We start from the raw sequence: 19,050 nt of genomic DNA, 5'->3' as shown, positions 1-19,050 counted from the left end.
TGTCATGTCCGGCGGTTAGTGTCAGGGGGCGGTCGCGGAATGCGGCGTGCCCCCGCCTCGCCGGCAGTGCGAAGGCGGACTCCCGCCTTCCTCATCCGCAGCTTGCGGACGTCTCATCGAATCACACCAATGCCCCGGCCCGCCGGGGCATGTCTTAGCAAAATTTGGAGCTAACATGGCTGAAATTACCGCCGCCCTGGTCAAGGAACTGCGCGAAAAGACCGATGCGCCCATGATGGAGTGCAAGAAGGCCCTGACGGAAGCCGAAGGCGACCTGGCCCGCGCTGAAGAGATCCTGCGCGTCAAGCTGGGCAACAAGGCCAGCAAGGCTGCCGCTCGCGTCACGGCCGAAGGCCTGATCGGCCTGTTCATCTCGGCCGACGCCAAGCAAGGCGCCGTCATCGAAGTGAACTGCGAAACCGACTTCGTTGCCAAGAACGACGACTTCGTCGCCTTCGTCAACAAGCTGGCCGAGCTGGTCGCCACCCAGAACCCCGCCGACGTGGCCGCCCTGTCGGCGCTGCCCTACGGCGACGGCACCATCGAATCGACCCGTACCGCCCTGATCGGCAAGATCGGCGAAAACATCTCGATCCGCCGCTTCGAGCGCATCCAGACCCCGAACGCGCTGGCCAGCTACGTGCACGGCGGCAAGATCGGCGTGCTGGTGGAATACGCCGGCGCCGAGGAAGTGGGCAAGGACCTGGCGATGCACATCGCCGCGACCAAGCCGAAGGCCCTGAACGCCGACGGCGTGAACCCGGCCGACATCGCCGCCGAACGCTCGGTCGCCGAGCAGAAGGCCGCCGAATCGGGCAAGCCGGCTGAAATCGTCGCCAAGATGGTCGAAGGCTCGGTGCAGAAGTTCCTGAAGGAAGTCACGCTGCTGTCGCAACCTTTCGTCAAGGACGACAAGAACACCGTCGAACAGATGCTCAAGGCCAAGGGCGCCTCGATCACCAAGTTCGTGCTGTTCGTCGTCGGCGAAGGTATCGAGAAGAAGACCAGCGACTTCGCCGCTGAGGTTGCCGCCGCCGCCGCCGGCCGCGCCTGATCTCGGGGTAGTCCTTACAGGCCGGCGCTAGATATTTTCTAGTCCGGCCTATTTCTTGTCTTACACTTTCGTCGGAATGTTCTTCGGGATATCACCTATGAGCAGCAGATCATACAAACGGGTTCTTCTCAAACTTTCCGGCGAGGCGCTGATGGGCGACGATGCATTCGGCATCAATCGCGCCACCATCGTCCGCATGACCGATGAGATCGCCGAAGTCGCCGCCACTGGCGTCGAGCTGGCCATCGTCATCGGCGGTGGCAACATCTTCCGTGGCGTCGCCCCGGGTGCGCAGGGCATGGACCGCGCCACCGCCGACTACATGGGCATGATGGCCACCATCATGAACGCGCTTGCCCTGCAGGACGCGCTCAAGCACAAGGGTATCGACACCCGCGTGCAGTCGGCCCTGAACATCGACCAGGTCGTCGAACCGTACATCCGCCCCAAGGCCCTGCGTTACCTCGAAGAAGGCAAGGTCGTCATCTTCGCCGCGGGCACCGGCAACCCCTTCTTCACGACCGACACCGCGGCCGCCCTGCGTGGCGCCGAGATCGGCGCGGAGATCGTGCTGAAGGCCACCAAGGTCGACGGCATCTACAGCGCGGATCCCAACAAGGATCCTTCCGCCACGCGCTACGCGCGCATCAGCTTCGACGAGGCCATCGTCCGCCGCCTGGAAGTCATGGACGCCACGGCGTTCGCCCTGTGCCGCGACCAGAAGCTGCCGATCAAGGTGTTTTCGATCAATAAGTCGGGCGCGCTCAAGCGCGTCGTCAGCGGCGAAGACGAAGGCACGTTGGTACACGTTTAAAGAAAAGGAAAATCCATGAGCGTCGCAGAAATCCGCAAATCCGCCGAAGCCAGGATGGCCAAGTCGCTTGACACGCTCAAGACCAACCTGGCCAAGATCCGCACGGGCCGCGCCCACACCGGCATCCTGGACCACGTGCAGGTCGAGTACTACGGTTCGCCCGTGCCGATCAGCCAGGTCGGCAACGTGAACCTGATCGACGCGCGCACCATCAGCGTCCAGCCCTACGAAAAGAGCATGGCCGCCGCGATCGAGAAGGCCATCCGCGAATCGGACCTGGGCCTGAACCCCATGTCCATGGGCGATACCATCCGCGTGCCGATGCCGGCCCTGACCGAAGAGCGCCGCCGCGACCTGACCAAGGTCGTGCGCAGCGAAGGCGAGGACGCCAAGGTGGCCGTGCGCAATCTGCGCCGCGAAGCCAACGACACCTTGAAGAAGCTGGTCAAGGACAAGGAAATCTCCGAGGACGACGAGCGTCGCGCCCAGGACGACGTCCAGAAGCTGACCGACCGCAACGTGGCCGACATCGACAAGATGGTTGCCCAAAAAGAAGCGGAAATCATGACCGTATAATCCTTGCAGAGCCGGAGCGGGCAGCAAGCCGCCCCGGCCCCAGGATTTTTGCCTTCGCGCCGTCCTATCCATTGCTTCGCAGCACACTGACGCAGCGGTGGATCGACGGCGCGGGTTTTTCCCCGTATTCCCTGTTTTACGCCGGTCGACGGCGCTCCCCAGACCCATGGCAACCAGTTCTACCCAGGCGGTTCCCGATACCCGCGACATCCCGGAGCACGTGGCCATCATCATGGATGGCAACGGCAGATGGGCGACGCGGCGGCTGTTGCCACGCACGGCCGGGCATGCCAAGGGGGTGCAGGCGGTGCGCCGCGTGGTCGAGGCCTGCGGCCGCGCGGGGGTGCGCTACCTGACGCTGTTCGCCTTCAGTTCCGAGAACTGGCGCCGGCCTGCCGAGGAGGTGTCGCTGCTGATGCGCCTGTTCGTGCAGGCGCTGGAGCGCGAAGTCGGCAAGCTGGAAGAGCAGGGCGTGCGCCTGCACGTCATCGGCGATCTGTCCGCGTTCGAGCCGCGCCTGCAGGAACTGATCTTCGCCGCCCAGGCGCGCACCGCCCACAATGACCGCCTGCACCTGACGGTGGCCGCCAACTACGGCGGTCGCTGGGACATCCTGCAGGCCACCCGCGCGATGCTGGCGGCCGAGCCCGAGCTGGCGGCGCATCCGGAGCGGGTCGACGAAGAGCGCCTGGCGCGGCATCTTTCCATGTCCTGGGCGCCCGAGCCCGACCTGTTCATCCGCACCGGCGGCGAGCAGCGCATTTCCAATTTCCTGATCTGGCAGATGGCGTACGCGGAGTTCTATTTCACGGACCGCTACTGGCCGGATTTCGGCGCCGACGAACTGCGCCAGGCATTTGACTGGTACCGGACGCGCGAGCGCCGCTTCGGCCGCACCAGCGCCCAGCTCACCGAAACCGGCGAAAAATAGTCCGGCCGCGGCTCGCCGTGCCCCGCGCGCGGCGGCTGTGGGTCGACCCGAGGAGATCGTCACCATGTTGGGCCAGCGTATCGTTACCGCCATCGTCCTGCTCGCCGTCCTGGCGGCTGCAATGATGAGCGCCAATCCCTGGTGGTTCGTGGCGTTGCTCGCGCTGGCGGCGGCCTGCGCCAATTGGGAGTGGCTGCGCCTGACGCTGCCGCAACCGCCGTCGTCCGTGATCGCCGCGGGCATTCCCGTCCTGTTGTTCGCGGCCATGCTGGCCCTGGCGTCGGCCTGGTTGTCGGGCCAGCGCGACGGCATCGCGGATCCGTCCTGGATCCTGCGCTACGCCGCGCCGCTGGTTGCCGTGGTCTGGCTGTTCGGGGCCACCGCCGCCGTGGTGCGCGGCCGATCCGACGCGGCGCCGGCGAATCTGGGGTGGTCGCTGTTTTCGGTCCCCGCCGCGTTCACCGCCTGGGCGGTGCTGGCCCAGATGTTCATGGCGCGCGGCGCCGCCTTCGTGGTGTCGTTGCTGGCCCTGGTCTGGGTCGCCGATATCGCTGCCTATTTCGCCGGCCGCGCATTCGGCAAGCGTAAACTGGCGCCGCGGGTCAGCCCGGGCAAGACGGTGGCCGGCGCGGTCGCCGGCGTGCTGGGCGCCGTCATCTGGATCGGCCTGTCGAGCCTGTGGGACGGCACGTTCGGCCATGCGCTGGTGGCGCACTGGTCGTTCTGGCTGGCGCTGCCGATCGCGGCGTTGCTGGGCGTGCTATCCATCATCGGCGACCTGTTCGAGTCGTTGCTCAAGCGCCGCGCGGGCCGCAAGGATTCCAGCGCGCTGCTGCCGGGGCACGGCGGGGTCTATGACCGTATCGACGCGATCCTGCCGGTCGCGCCGTTGGCGCTAATCTTGTCTGGAGTGTTGTTTTGACGGCTTTTCAACGCGTCGTGGTGCTGGGATCGACCGGCTCGATTGGCGAGAGCACGCTGGACGTGATCGCTCGCCATCCGGATCGCCTGGCGGTGTATGCCCTGTCTGCCTACAGCCGCATGGAACGGCTGGCCGAGCAGGCGTTGGCCAGCCGCGCCGCGGTGGTCGTGGTGCCCGATGCCAAGGCGCGTGACAAATTCGTGGCGGCCTGGCCGGCCGGGCAGGCCGCGCCGGAAATCCGGATCGGCGCGCAGGCCCTGGCCGATACGGCGGCGGATGCGCAGTGCGACGCCGTCATGGCGGCCATCGTCGGCGCTGCCGGCCTGCCCGCGGCCTTGGCCGCGGCGCGTGCCGGCAAGCGGGTCTTGCTGGCCAACAAGGAAGCGCTGGTTGCCGCCGGCTCGCTGTTCATGCAGGCAATTCGCGACAACGGCGCCGAATTGCTCCCCATCGACAGCGAACACAATGCGATTTTCCAGTGTCTGCCCCATGGCGGCCGGGCCGGGGCGCCCGATGCGCCGGCGCCGGGCGTGCGCCGACTGCTGCTGACCGCCTCCGGCGGCCCGTTCCGGGGCCGCGACCTGGAGGACCTGCACGAGGTGACGCCGGCGCAGGCCTGCGCCCATCCCAACTGGAGCATGGGCCGCAAGATCTCGGTCGATTCCGCCACCATGCTGAACAAAGGCCTGGAGGTGATCGAGGCGCACTGGCTGTTTGCCATGCCGGCCGACCGCATCGAGGTCGTGGTGCATCCGCAGAGCGTGATTCACTCCATGGTTGAATACGACGACGGCTCGATCCTGGCGCAATTGGGCCAGCCCGACATGCGCACGCCGATCTCCTACGGCCTGGGCTTTCCCGAGCGCCTGGACAGCGGCGTGGGGCCGCTGGACCTGACCCGTCTGGGTCGGCTCGATTTCGAAAAGCCGGACCTGGCGCGATTCCCGTGCCTGGCGCTGGCGTTCGAGGCGCTGCGTGCCGGGCAGGGCGCCTGCATCGCCCTGAACGCGGCCAATGAGGTAGCCGTGGACGCCTTCCTGGCGGGCCGTCTGGGGTATACCTGGATACCGCGGGTTATCGAGGCGACCCTGGAGTGGCAGGGGGGGCAATCATCTGTTACGCTCAATAGTCTTGACGATGTGCTGGCGCTGGATGCCGCCGCGCGCGTTTACGCCGGCAATCTCGGCCTGGCGTGATGGCGCATGGATCGTTCCCCGGACCGTGCGCCGTTTTTCCCGTGCGTTGATTCCTTGATTTCCTGACCCCGATGCTTTTCACCCTGCTGGCCTTTGCCGTTGCGCTTGGCTCCCTGATCATTTTCCATGAGTTGGGGCACTATTGGGTGGCGCGGCTGTGCGGCGTCAAGGTGCTGCGCTTTTCGGTCGGCTTCGGCAAGGTGGTCCTGCGCCGCACCGATCGCCATGGCACCGAATGGGCCCTGTCGGCCTTGCCCCTGGGCGGCTATGTCAAGATGCAGGACGATGCCCCGGCGGGCGCCAGCCCGGCCGAAGCGGCAGGCGCCTTCAACAACAAATCGGTCGGCAAGCGCATCGCGATCGTTGCCGCCGGTCCCATTTTCAATCTCATCCTCGCGGTCTTCCTGTATGCCGGCCTGAACATGGCGGGCACCGAGGAGCCGGTGGCTGTCATCGCCCAACCCGCTGCCGATACGCCCGCGGCGCGCGCCGGGTTGGTGGCGGGCGACCGCATCCTGGCCATCGACGGCCAGGAGGTCGCGTCGTGGTCGGACGCCCGCTGGCGCCTGATGGACGTGATGGCCACGGGTGGCCGCACCCAGATCGAAGTCGGCACCCCCGGTGGTGCATCGCAGCAACGGGAACTGACCCTGCCGGCCAACGCCATGGATCCGGCCGGCGGCGATCCGCTGCTGGCCGCCGGCATCCGCCTGGCCCAACCCAAGCCCGCCGTGCGCGTCGTCAACGATGGCGGCGAAGGGCAGGCGGCCGGCCTGCGCGCGGGCGACCTGATCCTGGCCGTCGATGGCCAGCCCACGCCGGACACCGGCGCGCTGGTAAAGCAGATCCAGGACAGCGCGGGCAAGACGCTGGCCCTGACGGTGGCGCGCGATGGCGCCCAGATTTCCGTGAATGTCACGCCGCGCGCCGAAACGGTCAACGGCCAGGTCATCGGCCGGCTCGGCGTCCAGCTAGGCGGCGACGTGCCCATGGTGACGGTGCGCTACGGCGTCTTCGACAGCCTCTGGCGCGGCGCCGTCCGCACCTGGGACACCGCCCTGTTTTCGCTGCGCATGATGGGCCGCATGGTCACGGGGGACGTTTCCTGGCGCAATGTCAGCGGCCCGGTCACGATCGCCGATTATGCCGGCCAGACCGCCCGCATCGGCATTGTTGCGTATATCGCCTATATCGCGTTGATCAGCATCAGCCTGGGCGTACTAAATTTGCTGCCCATTCCTATGCTGGACGGTGGCCATCTGCTGTACTATCTCGTCGAAATTGTGCGGGGCAGTCCGCCGCCCGCACGGTGGATCGATATCGGACAGCGCGCAGGCATTGGTTTATTGGCAAGCCTGATGGGGCTTGCGTTGTTCAATGATTTCACGCGCTTGTTCACTTAAGCGCCAATTAGCATAAAATCCCCCGCCATTTGCACGACCGAGGATACTCAAGGATGTCTTTTCGCCGGATGTTTCATCACAAAAAGGGTGTACTGCCGGGCGTAGTGCCGAGTCTGATCGCCGCATTGCTGCTGCCAGGCATGGCTCACGCCTTCGACCCTTTTGTCGTGCGGGATATCCGCGTAGAGGGGATCCAGCGAACCGACGCCGGCACCGTCTTCGGTTATCTGCCCGTCAAGGTCGGTGAGAAATTCACCGAGGAAGAGGCCACCGAGGCCGTTCGACGCCTGTACGGCACGGGATTTTTCACCGACGTGCAGATCCAGACCGACAATAATGTCGTGGTCGTGGTGGTCCAGGAGCGTCCGACGATTGCATCCGTGAATTTCAACGGCATGCGTGAGTTCGATTCCAAGGCCATTACCAAGTCGCTGGGGCAGGTGGGTTTCGCCGAAGGCCGGATTTTCGACCGCTCGATGCTCGAGCGCGCTGAATACGAACTCAAGCAGCAGTATCTGTCCAAGGGCAAGTACGGCGTCGAGGTCACCTCCACCGTCACGCCGCTGCCGCGCAACCGCGTTGGCGTGAGCTTCGACGTGTTCGAAGGCTCGGTCGCCCGCATCCAGGAAATCCGCTTCGTCGGCAACAAGGCCTTCTCGGAAAGCGACCTGCTCGACGAATTCAAGCTGACCACGCCGGGCTGGCTGACCTGGTACACCGATACCGACAAGTACTCGCGGGAAAAGCTCGAAGGCGACCTCGAACGCCTGCGTTCGTTCTACCTGGACCGCGGCTACCTGGAATTCACGGTCGAGCCGCCCCAGGTGACGATCTCGCCCGACCGCAAGGACATCCGCATCACCATCACGGTCCATGAAGGCGAGCCGTACAAGGTGCGCAGCGTCAAGCTGGCGGGCAATCTGATCGGCCTGGACCAGGAAATCAACAACCTGGTCAAGATCAAGCCCGACGAAACGTTCTCGGCGGCCAAGGCCAACGATTCGGCCAAGGCCATCACCGACTACCTGGGTGAACTGGGCTACGCCTTCGCCAACGTCAACCCGAACCCGCAGCTCGACCGCGCCAAGCACGAGGCCGACCTGACGTTCTACGTCGATCCGAGCCGCCGCGTTTACGTGCGCCGCATCCAGATCGGCGGCAACACCCGCACGCGCGACGAAGTCGTGCGCCGCGAAATGCGCCAGCAGGAAGCCGCCTGGTACGACGCCAAGGACATCAAGACCTCGCGCGACCGCGTCGACCGCCTGGGCTACTTCAGCGACGTCAACGTCAAGACCGATCCGGTGCCGGGCTCGCCCGACCAGGTCGACGTCAACGTCGACGTGAAGGAAAAGCCCACCGGCATGATCAACCTGGGCGTGGGCTACGGTTCGTCCGAAAAGGCGATCCTGTCGGCCGGCATCAGCGAAGACAACGTGTTCGGCAGCGGCACCAACCTCACGCTGCAACTGAACACCAGCAAGAGCAACCGCGCGGTGGTGCTGTCGCACACCGACCCGTACTGGACCAAGGACGGCATCAGCCGCACCACGTCCGCTTACTACCGCGTGACCGAGCCCTGGAACAACAACGACGGCGACTACCGCGTCAAGTCCATGGGCCTGGGCATGAACTTCGGCGTGCCGATCTCCGAGTACGACCGGATCTTCCTGGGCGCCAACCTCGAGCGCAACCAGATCGATCTGTTCTCGAATTCGCCGCTGGCCTACCGCAAGTTCGTCGACCAGTACGGCGATGCGACCAACTCGGTGATCTTCACCGCCGGCTGGTCCAACGACACCCGCGACAGCGCCCTGGCGCCGACCAAGGGTTCGTACACCCGCTTGAAGAGCGACTTCTCGACGGTCGACCTGAAGTACTACATGCTCACCGGTCAGCAGCAGTACTTCATCCCGCTGGGCAATTCGTACACCCTGGCGCTGAACGGCATGGTCGACTGGGGCCAGAGCTACGGCGGCAAGGACTACCCGATCATCAAGGACGTGTACGCCGGCGGTATTGGCACGGTGCGCGGCTACGAAGGTTCGTCGCTGGGTCCGCGCGATCCGGTCACGGGCGACTACCTGGGCGGTTCGCGCCGCATCGTGGCGAACGCGCAGTTGTACCTGCCGTTCCCGGGCGCGTCCAAGGACCGCACGCTGCGCTGGTTCATCTTCAGCGATGCGGGCCAGGTGGGCGCGGGCAGCGGCCTGTCGTGCACCAACGGCAAGCCGGGCAGCGAGGTCGACGATCCTTGCGGCTGGCGTTTCTCGGCGGGTATCGGCCTGTCGTGGCAGTCGCCGATGGGCCCGCTGCAACTGTCGTACGCGCGTCCGCTCAATGCCAAGCCGGGCGACGACAAGCAGAGCTTCCAGTTCCAGATCGGAACCGGGTTCTAAGCGCTGGCGTTACGCTTGAAAACAAGGGAGAGGCCTCCTGGCCCGGCTCCCTTGTCGTTTAGTGGCACAATACATACTTTGGCTTTGCCTTACTGGAAGGTGAGATTTTCATGATGTCTGACTTCGCACTTAAATCATCGAATTCGCCGCGCGTTAATCGTCGTGGCAAGCTGGGCGGCTCCATTGCCCTGGTGGGTGCGCTCATTCTCGGTTCCGTCGCGGCGGTGCCCGCTCAGGCTCAGAACACCAAGATCGGCTTCGTCAACACCGAGCGGATCCTGCGTGAATCCGGTCCGGCCAAGACGGCGCAAAGCAAGATCGAAGCCGAATTCAAGAAGCGTGACGACGAACTGCAGCGTCTGAACTCCAGCCTGCGTTCGCAAGCCGAGAAGTTCGACAAGGACGCGCCCGTGCTGTCCGAGTCCGACCGCGTCAAGCGCCAGCGGGAGCTGTCGAACCTGGATACCGACCTGCAGCGCAAGCGCCGCGAATTCCAGGAAGACTTCAACCGCCGCCGCAACGAAGAGTTTTCCAGCATCGTGACGAAGGCCAACGAGGCTATCAAGCGCATCGCTGAACAGGAAAACTACGACCTGATCATCCAGGACGCCGTCACGGTCAACCCGCGCATCGACATCACCGACAAGGTGATCCAGAGCCTGGGCAAGTAAGCTGCAGTCGCCGTATGCCGGTTCTACTGGATCTTGCCCGCGCGCCGACGCTCGAAGCGCTGTTGAGCGCCGCCAATACCCAGGGCATGGACTGGCGCATCAGCGCGCCCGCCGGCGCAGACCCCTTGCGGGTCTGCGGCATCGGCACCCTGGCTTCGGCCAGCGGCCATGAGATCAGTTTCCTGGCCAATCCCAAGTACCAGAGCCAGCTCGCCGCCACGCAGGCGGGGGCGGTGATCGTGTCGGCCGACGTGGCCGAGACGCTGGAAGCCGCCGGCGCCGATCGGCCGCGTTTCACGCTGGTCGTCTGCAAGCATCCGTATCTGCTTTACGCTCGCGTGGCGCAGTGGTTCGACGCCGCGCGGCGTCCGGCCCTGCCCGCGTCCACGCATCCCTCGGCCGTGGTCGCGCCTGATGCGCACATCGAGGAAGACGTGCGTATCGGTCCGAATTGCGTGATCGAATCGGGCGCGCGCATCGGCCGCGGCAGCGTGCTGGGCGCTGGCTGTGTCATCGGCGTTGGCTCGTCGATCGGCCCGGACAGCCGCCTGCATGCGCATGTCACGCTGTACGAAGGCGTCAAGATCGGCGCGCGCGCCATCATCCACAGCGGCGCGGTGCTCGGCGCAGACGGCTTCGGTTTCGCGCCGGATCCGTCGCTGGGCAAGGGCGCCTGGGGCAAGATTCCCCAGTTGGGCGGGGTGACGGTGGGCGACGACGTCGAAATCGGGGCCAATACGACCATCGACCGCGGCGCGCTCGAAGACACCGTCGTGGGCAATGGCGTCAAGCTCGACAACCAGATCATGGTGGCCCACAACTGCCGTATCGGCGCCTACACCGCGATCGCGGCGTGCGTCGGCGTGGCGGGGTCCACGACCATCGGCGAGCGCTGCACCATCGGCGGCGCGGCCATGCTGTCAGGGCACCTGACGCTGGGCGACGACGTACACATTTCGGGCGGCACCGCGGTGACGTCCAATATTTCCAAGCCTGGCCGCTATACCGGGGTGTACCCGTATGCGGAACATGGCGAATGGCAGCGCAACGCCGCCGTGATACAACAGTTGGCGCAATTGCGCCGCCGCTTGCGGACGCTGGAAAAAGACTAGGGCGCCGCCATGCCGCCCTGGCGCTCGCGGCGCCGACAGATTTAATTCATTACGCAGGAATTCACAGAAAAATGGAACTCGACATCAAGGGGATCATGGAGAGGCTGCCGCATCGTTACCCGATGCTGCTGATTGATCGCGTCGTCGAAATGGTGCCCGGCAAATCCATCGTCGCCATCAAGAACGTCTCGATCAATGAACCGTTTTTCAACGGCCACTTTCCCCACCATCCGGTGATGCCGGGCGTGCTCATCGTGGAAGCCATGGCCCAGGCTTCGGCGTTGTTCTCGTTCACCGACGAGAACGGCGGCCTGAAGTGCGAAGGCGCCAAGACGGCGTACTACCTGGTGGGCATCGACGGCGCGCGTTTCCGCCGCCCGGTGGTGCCGGGCGACCAGTTGCGCATCGAGGTCGAAGCCGAGCGCCTGAGCCGCAGCATCTGTAAATACCAAGCGCGTGCCACGGTGGACGGGCAGGAAGTGGCGTCGGCCAAGCTCATGTGCGCGATCCGCAGCCTGGAAGAGTAAATGGCAGGAAACATCCATCCTACCGCCGTCGTCGATCCGGCGGCGAAAATCGACCCCAGCGTGGTCATCGGCGCGTTCTGCGTCGTGGGCCCCGATGTGACGATCGGCGCCGGCACCGAGCTCGGCCCGTATTGCATGGTCGATGGCGTGACCACCATCGGACGCGACAACCGCTTCTATCGGTATTGCTCGATCGGCGGGATGCCGCAGGACAAGAAGTACAAGGGCGAGCCGACCCGGCTGATCATCGGCGACCGCAACACGGTGCGCGAATTCGTCACGCTGAACACCGGCACGGTGCAGGATGGCGGCGCCACCACGCTGGGCGATGACAACTGGATCATGGCCTACGTGCACATCGCGCACGATTGCCACGTGGGCAACAACACCATCCTGGCCAACTCCGTGCAACTGGGCGGCCACGTCCATGTGGGTGACTGGGCCATCGTGGGCGGCCTGACCGGCGTGCACCAGTTCTCGCGCATCGGCGCGCACAGCATGACCGGCGGCAACAGCTCGCTGATGCAGGACACGCCGCCGTTCGTGCTGGCCGCGGGCAATCCATGCCGGCCGGTCGGCATCAACGTCGAAGGCCTGAAGCGCCGCGGATTCACGCCCGCCCAGGTGTCGGCGCTGCGCGACGCCTACAAGATCATCTATCGCCGCGGCTTGCCGCTGGACACGGCCCGGGCCGAACTGCGCGCCCGCCAGCAGGCCGAGCCCGAAGTCGCCGAGCATCTGCAGACGCTGCTGGATTTCCTCGACGTCGCGTCGCGCGGCATCATCCGTCCATGAACATGCGGATCGGCATGGTGGCCGGCGAGCCCTCGGGCGATCTGCTGGCCGGCCGCATCATTGCCGGTCTGCAGCAGCGCGCCCCGGGCGTGCTGTGCGAGGGCATCGGCGGCCCGCAGATGCAGGCCCGCGATTTCGATACCTGGCATCCGATGCATGCGCTGACGGTGTTCGGCTACGTCGACGCGCTCAAGCGTCTGCCCAGTCTGCTGCGCACCTATCGCGACGTGTCGCGTCGCTGGCTGGCCGAGCCGCCGTCGGTGTTCGTCGGCATCGACGCGCCCGATTTCAACCTGCGTTTGGAACACCAACTGCGCCAGGCCGGCACGCCGACCGTCCATTTCGTCGGCCCCTCGATCTGGGCCTGGCGCTACGATCGCATCCACAAGATCCGCGAATCGGTGTCGCACATGCTGGTGCTGTTCCCGTTCGAGGAAGAGATCTACCGCAAGGAAGGCATTCCGGTCACCTATGTCGGCCATCCGCTGGCCGGCGCGGTGCCGATGCAGCCGGACCGCGCGGCGGCGCGCGCGCGGCTGGGCATCGACCAGGACGCGCGCGTGCTGGCGATCCTGCCGGGTAGCCGTTCGTCCGAGATTCGCCTGCTGGCGCCGCGCTTCCTGCAGGCCGCGCAGATGCTGCAGAAGCGCGATCCGGCGCTGCAATGCGTGGTGCCGATGGTCAACGACCAGCGCCGCGCCGAATTCCAGGCGATCCTGGCCAAGTATCCCGTGCCGGGGTTGCGCTGCGTCACCGCGCAGGATCTGCACGGCGCGGATGGCGATCGCCAGGCGCCAGTGGCATGGTCGGTGATGGAAGCCAGCACCGCGGTGCTGGTGGCCAGCGGCACCGCCACCCTGGAAACCGCGCTGTACAAGCGGCCCATGGTGATTTCCTACGTGCTGTCGCCGCTCATGCGTCGCATCATGGCCTGGAAGTCCGGCCAGGAACGGCCCTATCTGCCGTGGGTGGGGCTGCCCAACGTGCTGCTGCGCGACTTCGCGGTGCCCGAGCTGTTGCAGGACGACGCCACGCCCGAGAAGCTGGCCGAGGCCACCTGGGCGGCGTTGACCGACGAGGCCTTGGCGGCGCGTATCGAGGCCCGCTTCACGGCGCTGCACCAGGAGCTGCTGCGCGACACGCCGGCGCTCGCGGCCCAGGCGATCCTGGAGGTGGCCGGTGGAGCAGCCTGACCTGTTTGCCGCGCCGGCGCAGCCGGCCCTGGTGACGGCCGGCGTCGATGAAGCCGGCCGCGGTCCGCTGGCGGGCGCGGTATACGCGGCCGCCGTGATCCTGGATCCGGCGCGGCCCATCGACGGCCTGGCCGACTCCAAGGTGCTGAAGGCCGCCACGCGCGAGGCGCTTGCCCTCGAGATCCAGGCGCATGCGCTGGCCTGGTGCGTGGCCAGCGCCAGCGTGGCCGAAATCGACAGCCTGAACATCCTGCGCGCCACCCTGCTGGCGATGCGCCGCGCCGTCGAGGGCCTGTCGACGGCGCCTCAGTTGGCGCTGGTGGATGGCAACCAGGCCCCCAAGCTGGGTTGCACGGTGCAGACGGTGATCAAGGGCGATGCCCTGGTGCCGGCGATCTCCGCCGCGTCGATCCTGGCCAAGACCGCGCGCGACGCGGATCTGCTGCGCCTGCATGCGCTGTACCCGCAGTATGCGTTCGACCAGCACAAGGGCTATGGCACCGCCTTGCACTTGCAGATGCTGCGCGAGCACGGTCCCTGTGTCGAGCACCGCCGCAGTTTCGCGCCCATCAAGGCCTTCGGCCTGGTCTCATGAAACACATCAGTTCCCGCGACAATCCCGCGGTCAAGGCGCTGGTCAAGCTCGCCGGCACCGCGGGCAAGCGCGGCGCGCCCGTGCTGCTGGACGGCGTGCACCTGTGCCAGGCGTGGTTGCAGCACCATGGCGCGCCGGATCAGGCCATCTTCGACGTCGACCGCCTGTCGCAGCCCGATATCGCGGCGCTGGCGGCCGCCGTGCCGGAGGCCCGCTGCCTGGCGCTGGACGCGCGCCTGATGCAGGCGCTGGCCAGCGTGGAAAGCGGGCAGGGCGTGGCCTTCGTGGTGACGCCGCCGTTGCCGTCCCTGCCCGAGGCGGTGGACGAGAATTGCGTGCTGTTCGATCGCATCCAGGACCCGGGCAATGTCGGCACCTTGCTGCGCACCTGTGCCGCGGCCGGGGTCAAGCGCGTGTTCCTGGCCACAGGCACGGCCGCCGCGTGGTCGCCCAAGGTGTTGCGCAGCGGCCAGGGCGCGCATTTCGCGCTGGCGATCCACGAGCACGTGGACCTGCAGGCGCTGCTGCCCCGGTTGCGCGTGCCGCTGGTGGCGACCGCGCTGGAAGGCGCCCAGGATCTGTACGCCGGGCGTCTGCCCGAGCGTTGCGCCTGGGTCTTCGGCCATGAGGGCCAGGGCGTCGCGGCCGAGTTGCTGGCGGCGGCGCGGCTCAGGCTGCGCATTCCCCACGACATGGCCGCGGTCGAGTCGCTCAATGTGGGCGCCGCCGCCGCCATCTGCCTGTTCGAGCAGCGCCGCCAGGCGCTGGCGGACGCGGCGCGCTGATTCTGCATTGGTGCGTGTCTGACCCGCCAGGCGGCCGCCGGGCCGGCATATACTCGACGCTTTGCCGCTCCCTAGGTGTTCCATGGCGTCATTGCCGGTCGCTCACTCCCTGCCAGGCCGCGCCCGCTGCCAGTCATTGCTTGCCGCCTGCCTGTGCGCGCTGGCGCTGGGCGGATGCGCCTCGGGCGCACCGCAACGGGTCAGTCTGGTGCCGGTCGACATGACCGAATCGGCCGGCCGGCTGCAATTGTCGCGTGAGGTGGTGGCGAAGCTGCCCAACGACGCCGCCGTGACGCTGCCTTCCGGCTCGCAATGGCGGCGGGCCGGCGCCATCGTGCAAGGCGACGTGTTCCGGCCGCTGGGCGGTCCGTTCGCGATTGCCTTGCCGCGCCGCACGGACGCCTATCTGGTGGCCTCGTCCGGCAAGCTGGTGGGGTTCTACCTGCCGGCCGACAGCAGTTACATCGAGCTGTCCCGCCCCGTCGTCCTGCCTGGAGCGGTGCGGCAGTGACGGCCCGCGCGGCCGGCGATCGCCGGTTGCGCGACGGAGGGGGGCCGGCGCCCATAGCCGGACCCTGTCATTTTCAGCCGCGATCCAGGCCGACTTCCTGCAGCACCGTGGTCGAGATCTCCTCGATCGACTTGGTGGTGGTGGACAGCCAGGAGATACCCTCGCGGCGCATCATGCGCTCGGCCTCGGCCACTTCATAGCGGCACTGCTCCAGTTGCGCGTAGCGGCTGTTGGGACGGCGTTCGTTGCGCACCTCGGCCAAGCGCTCGGGCTGGATCGACAGGCCGAACAGCTTGGCGCGGTGCGGCGCGATGGTCGAGGGCAGGGTGCCGCGCTCGAAATCGTCCGGCGTCAGGGGGAAGTTGGCGGCCTTGATGGCGTACTGCATGGCCAGGTACAGGCTGGTCGGAGTCTTGCCGCAGCGCGACACGCCCACCAGGATGACGTCGGCCTGGTCGAGCTGGTTGACGAACTGGCCGTCGTCGTGCGCCAGGCTGAAGTTGATGGCGTCGATCCGGTTGCGGTACTTTTCCGAATTGGCCTGCATGTGCGAGCGGCCGATGGAATGGCTGGATTTGAGCCCCAGCGCCTGCTCGATGTGGCTGACGAAGGTGCCGAACAGGTCGAGGAAAATGCCGTTCGCCTGGCGAACACGGGCGAGGATGTCGGGATTGACCAGGGTGCTGAAGACGATCGGCGGCACCCCGGCTTCCTGGGCGCTGCGGTCGATGCGCATGGCCACTTCGGCGGCTTTTTCCAGCGTGTCGACAAACGGCAGCCGCACCGGCTTGAAATCGACTTGTTCGAACTGGGAAAGCACCGACTGGCTGAAGGTTTCCGCGGTGATACCGGTACTGTCGGAAACGATGTATACCGTGCGTACGATCGGGGTAGATGTCATATGTAAAAATTCCAACCAGGCGGATGGCCGGATGTGCTCCTCCGAGTACAATCAGGCCCCTATAAGTCACCCCAAGGGCGGTCCAAGGCCAGTTTGGTCAGCGCAGGCGGATCGGCGAAATCCGGGCGGTAAGCCGGCGTCGAATCTGCATTGACCAAACTCGCTTTCATTCCATTGTAAAAGGTGACTTCAATGTCGTACGTTGTTTTGTTCGAGCAGCTCCGCATGACGGACGTGGACTCGGTAGGAGGCAAGAACGCATCATTAGGCGAAATGATCAGCCAGTTGTCTGGCGCGGGTGTCCGCGTGCCGGGCGGCTTTGCCACGACCGCTGACGCCTTCCGCGACTTTCTCAAGGCCTCGGGCCTGGACAAGCGCATCGCCGAACGCCTGACCACGCTGAACCCCGAAGACGTGCGCGAGCTGGCCAACGCCGGCGCGCAGATCCGTCAATGGATCGTCGAAGCGCCGTTCTCGGCCGAATTCGAAGCGCAGATCCGCGAGGCCTTCGCCAAGCTCGACGCCGATGGCAAGGGCTCGTTCGCCGTGCGCTCGTCCGCCACCGCCGAAGACCTGCCCGACGCCTCGTTCGCCGGCCAGCAGGAAACCTTCCTGAACGTGGTCGGCATCGACGACGTGCTGGACAAGATCCGCCACGTGTTCGCCTCGCTCTACAACGACCGCGCCATCTCCTACCGCGTGCACAAGGGCTATGCCCACGCCGATGTGGCCCTGTCGGCCGGCATCCAGCGCATGGTGCGTTCGGACAAGGGCAGCGCCGGCGTGATGTTCACCATCGACACCGAATCGGGCTTCCAGGACGTGGTGTTCATCACCTCGTCGTACGGCCTGGGCGAAACCGTGGTGCAGGGCGCCGTCAACCCCGACGAGTTCTACGTCTTCAAGCCCACGCTGGCCCAGGGCCATTTCCCCATCGTCGGCCGCCGCATCGGTTCCAAGCTGATCAAGATGGAGTTCGACCCCGAGCGTCCGGAAGGCCGCGCCGTGCGCACGGTCGACGTGCCGGTGTCCGAGCGCAACCGCTACTCGCTGACCGACGACGAGGTCATCGAGCTGGCCCGCTACGCCGTCATCATCGAGAAGCACTATGGCCGCCCGATGGACATCGAGTGGGGCCGCGACGGCGTCGACGGCAAGATCTACATCCTGCAGGCGCGTCCGGAAACGGTGAAGTCGCAGCAGGGCGCCAACGACGTGCAGCAGCGCTACCGCCTGAAGGCCACCGGCCAGGTCCTGATCACCGGCCGCGCCATTGGCCAGAAGATCGGCTCGGGCCCGGTGCGCGTGGTCGGCGACATCTCCGACATGGACAAGGTGCAGCCCGGCGACGTGCTGGTCACCGACATGACCGACCCCAACTGGGAACCCGTCATGAAGCGCGCCTCGGCGATCGTGACCAACCGTGGCGGCCGTACCTGCCACGCGGCCATCATCGCGCGCGAACTCGGCATTCCGGCCGTGGTGGGTTGCGGCAACGCTACCGACGTGCTGAAGGAAGGCCAGGCCGTGACCGTGTCGTGCGCCGAGGGCGACGAAGGCCGCATCTATGACGGCCTGATCGAGACCGAAGTCGAGGAAGTGCGCCGCGGCGAGATGCCGGCCATCGATCTCAAGATCATGATGAACGTGGGCAACCCCCAGTTGGCGTTCGACTTCGCCCAGATCCCCAACGGCGGCGTCGGCCTGGCGCGCCTGGAATTCATCATCAACAACAACATCGGCATTCACCCGAAGGCGGTGCTGGACTACCCGAACGTCGACGGCGAGCTGAAGAAGGCCGTGGAATCGGCCGCCCGCGGCCATGCCAGCCCGCGCGCCTTCTTCGTCGAGAAGATGGCCGAAGGCGTGGCCACCATCGCGGCGGCCTTCTACCCGAAGCCCGTGATCGTGCGCATGTCGGACTTCAAGTCCAACGAGTACCGCAAGCTGGTCGGCGGTTCGCGCTACGAGCCCGAGGAAGAGAACCCGATGCTGGGCTTCCGCGGCGCCTCGCGCTACATCGCCGACGACTTCGCCGAGTGCTTCCGCATGGAATGCGAAGCGCTCAAGAAGGTGCGCGATGACATGGGCCTCACCAACGTCGAGATCATGGTGCCGTTCGTGCGCACCCTGGGCCAGGCGGAAAAGGTGGTCAACCTGCTCGCCAAGCACGGCCTGGCGCGCGGCGAGAACGGCCTGAAGCTGATCATGATGTGCGAAGTGCCGTCCAACGCCATCCTGGCCGACGAGTTCCTGCAGTACTTCGACGGCTTCTCGATCGGTTCGAACGACATGACCCAGTTGACCCTGGGCCTGGACCGCGACTCCGGCATGGAACTGCTGGCGGCCGATTTCGACGAACGCGACGACGCCGTCAAGTTCATGCTGCGCCGCGCGATCAAGGCTTGCCTGGCCGCCAACAAGTACGTCGGCATCTGCGGCCAGGGCCCCAGCGATCACCCGGACTTCGCGCAGTGGCTCAAGGACGAAGGCATCCTGTCGATGTCGCTGAACCCGGACACGGTGGTCGACACCTGGCAGCGCCTGGCGAAGTAATCGCCGGTCCGCATGCAAAAAGGCCCGCGCCAGGGATGGCGCGGGTTTTTTTTTGCCATCCGGCCGTCCCAAGGTGAAAACGTCGCTTCGGGTACGGCGGCGCGTGCGA

18 protein-coding genes are annotated in these 19,050 nt (G+C 66.0%); 17 read left to right on the top strand and 1 reads right to left on the bottom strand.

Annotated elements, in window-relative coordinates; translation table 11 throughout:
• Positions 1-175 precede the first annotated feature (175 nt).
• From tsf to SB816_RS14460, 16 genes are all read left to right on the top strand, one after another.
• Positions 176-1,054 carry a translation elongation factor Ts gene (tsf, locus tag SB816_RS14535; RefSeq protein WP_049074268.1) on the top strand — a complete coding sequence of 293 codons (879 nt, stop codon included), beginning with the start codon at positions 176-178 and terminating at the stop codon, positions 1,052-1,054.
• 97 nt (positions 1,055-1,151) lie between these two features.
• Positions 1,152-1,868 carry a UMP kinase gene (gene pyrH / locus SB816_RS14530; RefSeq protein ID WP_006394495.1) on the top strand — a complete coding sequence of 239 codons (717 nt, stop codon included), beginning with the start codon at positions 1,152-1,154 and terminating at the stop codon, positions 1,866-1,868.
• Positions 1,869-1,883: 15 nt separating this feature from the next.
• Positions 1,884-2,444: a ribosome recycling factor gene (frr, locus tag SB816_RS14525; RefSeq protein WP_049074267.1), complete on the top strand. Its 561-nt coding sequence runs from the start codon at positions 1,884-1,886 to the stop codon at positions 2,442-2,444.
• Positions 2,445-2,610: 166 nt separating this feature from the next.
• Positions 2,611-3,375 (top strand): polyprenyl diphosphate synthase, encoded by a 765-nt coding sequence (gene uppS, locus SB816_RS14520; RefSeq protein WP_054502814.1) that lies wholly within the window; start codon positions 2,611-2,613, stop codon positions 3,373-3,375.
• A gap of 64 nt (positions 3,376-3,439) precedes the next feature.
• Positions 3,440-4,297 carry a phosphatidate cytidylyltransferase gene (locus tag SB816_RS14515; protein ID WP_054502813.1) on the top strand — a complete coding sequence of 286 codons (858 nt, stop codon included), beginning with the start codon at positions 3,440-3,442 and terminating at the stop codon, positions 4,295-4,297.
• Positions 4,294-5,493, top strand: coding sequence for a 1-deoxy-D-xylulose-5-phosphate reductoisomerase (locus SB816_RS14510; protein WP_054502812.1), 1,200 nt, complete (start codon positions 4,294-4,296; stop codon positions 5,491-5,493). Before SB816_RS14515 ends, SB816_RS14510 begins: the two co-directional genes overlap by 4 nt.
• 71 nt (positions 5,494-5,564) lie before the next feature.
• Positions 5,565-6,896: an RIP metalloprotease RseP gene (gene rseP, locus SB816_RS14505; protein ID WP_054502811.1), complete on the top strand. Its 1,332-nt coding sequence runs from the start codon at positions 5,565-5,567 to the stop codon at positions 6,894-6,896.
• 53 nt (positions 6,897-6,949) lie between these two features.
• Complete coding sequence (gene bamA, locus SB816_RS14500; protein ID WP_054502810.1) at positions 6,950-9,295, top strand: outer membrane protein assembly factor BamA; 2,346 nt, start codon at positions 6,950-6,952, stop codon at positions 9,293-9,295.
• Between the two features lie 110 nt (positions 9,296-9,405).
• Entirely contained in the window at positions 9,406-9,966 is a 561-nt protein-coding gene (locus SB816_RS14495; protein WP_054502809.1) for an OmpH family outer membrane protein, read from the top strand.
• 14 nt (positions 9,967-9,980) lie between these two features.
• Positions 9,981-11,078 (top strand): UDP-3-O-(3-hydroxymyristoyl)glucosamine N-acyltransferase, encoded by a 1,098-nt coding sequence (gene lpxD / locus SB816_RS14490; protein ID WP_054502808.1) that lies wholly within the window; start codon positions 9,981-9,983, stop codon positions 11,076-11,078.
• A 71-nt stretch (positions 11,079-11,149) separates the two neighbouring features.
• Positions 11,150-11,605 carry a 3-hydroxyacyl-ACP dehydratase FabZ gene (gene fabZ / locus SB816_RS14485; protein WP_006385190.1) on the top strand — a complete coding sequence of 152 codons (456 nt, stop codon included), beginning with the start codon at positions 11,150-11,152 and terminating at the stop codon, positions 11,603-11,605.
• The gene (lpxA, locus tag SB816_RS14480; protein WP_054502807.1) at positions 11,606-12,400 is read left to right on the top strand and encodes an acyl-ACP--UDP-N-acetylglucosamine O-acyltransferase; all 795 of its coding nucleotides are present in this window, start codon (positions 11,606-11,608) and stop codon (positions 12,398-12,400) included. It begins immediately after the preceding gene.
• On the top strand, positions 12,397-13,593 hold the full coding sequence (gene lpxB / locus SB816_RS14475) for a lipid-A-disaccharide synthase (RefSeq protein WP_054502806.1): 1,197 nt from the start codon (positions 12,397-12,399) through the stop codon (positions 13,591-13,593). Before lpxA ends, lpxB begins: the two co-directional genes overlap by 4 nt.
• Positions 13,580-14,188, top strand: a complete 609-nt coding sequence (gene rnhB, locus SB816_RS14470; protein WP_054502805.1) for a ribonuclease HII — start codon at positions 13,580-13,582, stop codon at positions 14,186-14,188. Before lpxB ends, rnhB begins: the two co-directional genes overlap by 14 nt.
• Positions 14,185-14,973 (top strand): TrmH family RNA methyltransferase, encoded by a 789-nt coding sequence (locus tag SB816_RS14465; RefSeq protein WP_054502804.1) that lies wholly within the window; start codon positions 14,185-14,187, stop codon positions 14,971-14,973. Before rnhB ends, SB816_RS14465 begins: the two co-directional genes overlap by 4 nt.
• Before the next feature lie 82 nt (positions 14,974-15,055).
• A complete protein-coding gene (locus SB816_RS14460) occupies positions 15,056-15,484 on the top strand; it encodes a hypothetical protein (protein WP_054502803.1) in 429 nt (142 codons plus the stop codon).
• A gap of 73 nt (positions 15,485-15,557) precedes the next feature.
• Here the strand turns inward: SB816_RS14460 and SB816_RS14455 are convergent, their stop codons facing one another.
• Complete coding sequence (locus tag SB816_RS14455; protein ID WP_054502802.1) at positions 15,558-16,385, bottom strand: pyruvate, water dikinase regulatory protein; 828 nt, start codon at positions 16,383-16,385, stop codon at positions 15,558-15,560.
• Positions 16,386-16,577: 192 nt separating this feature from the next.
• Here SB816_RS14455 and ppsA point away from each other — a divergent pair, with 192 nt between their 5' ends.
• Positions 16,578-18,941, top strand: a complete 2,364-nt coding sequence (gene ppsA / locus SB816_RS14450; RefSeq protein WP_054502801.1) for a phosphoenolpyruvate synthase — start codon at positions 16,578-16,580, stop codon at positions 18,939-18,941.
• Positions 18,942-19,050 lie beyond the last annotated feature (109 nt).

Source organism: Achromobacter sp. SIMBA_011, assembly GCF_046535435.1.
In the GTDB taxonomy this organism is placed as follows: Bacteria; Pseudomonadota; Gammaproteobacteria; order Burkholderiales; family Burkholderiaceae_B; genus Achromobacter; species Achromobacter dolens.
This window is presented reverse-complemented; position numbering and strand designations above follow the sequence as displayed.

Bases quoted from the DNA above. Each gene is read 5' to 3' on its own strand.
- SB816_RS14455 (WP_054502802.1), bottom strand. From the start codon at position 16,385: ATGACATCTACCCCGATCGTACGCACGGTATACATCGTTTCCGACAGT.
- lpxA (WP_054502807.1), top strand. From the start codon at position 11,606: ATGGCAGGAAACATCCATCCTACCGCCGTCGTCGATCCGGCGGCGAAA.
- SB816_RS14495 (WP_054502809.1), top strand. From the start codon at position 9,406: ATGATGTCTGACTTCGCACTTAAATCATCGAATTCGCCGCGCGTTAAT.
- frr (WP_049074267.1), top strand. From the start codon at position 1,884: ATGAGCGTCGCAGAAATCCGCAAATCCGCCGAAGCCAGGATGGCCAAG.
- bamA (WP_054502810.1), top strand. From the start codon at position 6,950: ATGTCTTTTCGCCGGATGTTTCATCACAAAAAGGGTGTACTGCCGGGC.
- SB816_RS14465 (WP_054502804.1), top strand. From the start codon at position 14,185: ATGAAACACATCAGTTCCCGCGACAATCCCGCGGTCAAGGCGCTGGTC.
- pyrH (WP_006394495.1), top strand. From the start codon at position 1,152: ATGAGCAGCAGATCATACAAACGGGTTCTTCTCAAACTTTCCGGCGAG.
- SB816_RS14460 (WP_054502803.1), top strand. From the start codon at position 15,056: ATGGCGTCATTGCCGGTCGCTCACTCCCTGCCAGGCCGCGCCCGCTGC.
- lpxD (WP_054502808.1), top strand. From the start codon at position 9,981: ATGCCGGTTCTACTGGATCTTGCCCGCGCGCCGACGCTCGAAGCGCTG.
- SB816_RS14515 (WP_054502813.1), top strand. From the start codon at position 3,440: ATGTTGGGCCAGCGTATCGTTACCGCCATCGTCCTGCTCGCCGTCCTG.
- lpxB (WP_054502806.1), top strand. From the start codon at position 12,397: ATGAACATGCGGATCGGCATGGTGGCCGGCGAGCCCTCGGGCGATCTG.
- fabZ (WP_006385190.1), top strand. From the start codon at position 11,150: ATGGAACTCGACATCAAGGGGATCATGGAGAGGCTGCCGCATCGTTAC.
- ppsA (WP_054502801.1), top strand. From the start codon at position 16,578: ATGTCGTACGTTGTTTTGTTCGAGCAGCTCCGCATGACGGACGTGGAC.
- uppS (WP_054502814.1), top strand. From the start codon at position 2,611: ATGGCAACCAGTTCTACCCAGGCGGTTCCCGATACCCGCGACATCCCG.
- tsf (WP_049074268.1), top strand. From the start codon at position 176: ATGGCTGAAATTACCGCCGCCCTGGTCAAGGAACTGCGCGAAAAGACC.
- rseP (WP_054502811.1), top strand. From the start codon at position 5,565: ATGCTTTTCACCCTGCTGGCCTTTGCCGTTGCGCTTGGCTCCCTGATC.